The 522-nt window shown below is 65.9% G+C and carries 1 protein-coding gene; it reads right to left on the bottom strand.

What is annotated here, in order from left to right:
* Positions 1-522: sensor histidine kinase (locus tag F2P45_RS34460; protein WP_166882686.1), on the bottom strand; the 522-nt coding region annotated here is incomplete at both ends.

The following is a 522-nucleotide window of genomic DNA, read 5'->3' as shown; positions in this document are numbered from 1 at the left end:
CTTCCGGCTCTGCGGAAACCGCAAGCGGTAATGCAGCCCTTCCCCCGGCGCACTGTCCACCTTGACCGACCCGCCCAGCGGCCCGGTCACCAGGTTGTACACGATATGCGCCCCCAGACCGCTGCCGCCCTGCCCGCGCCGCGTGGTGAAGAACGGATCGAACAGTTTCCCCAAGGTCTCCTGGTCCATCCCGGCCCCGTCGTCGCGGTAATCGAACCACACCTGCCCGCCGTCGAGCCTGACCTCGATCCTGATCACCCCCGCCTGCTCGCGGGTGTATCCGTGCACCAGCGAATTCATCACCAGGTTGGTGACGATCTGCGACACCGCCCCCGGAAAACTCTCCAGCACCACATCGTCCGGGCAATCGACCTCCACCTTCACAGGCCGCCCCTTCAGGCGCGGCTGCAGCGACAGCAGCACTTCGTCCAGGTAGGTCTTCATGTTGAAGCTGCGGATATCGTCCGACGACTGGTCCACCGCCACCTGCTTGAAGCTGCGCACCAGCGCCGCCGCGCGCTG

Origin of the sequence: Massilia mucilaginosa, from assembly GCF_011682145.1 — a bacterium.
Classification (GTDB): Bacteria; Pseudomonadota; Gammaproteobacteria; order Burkholderiales; family Burkholderiaceae_D; genus Telluria_A; species Telluria_A mucilaginosa.
Note: the sequence above shows the minus strand (reverse complement) of the source record. Positions and strands in the feature narration are given on the sequence as shown.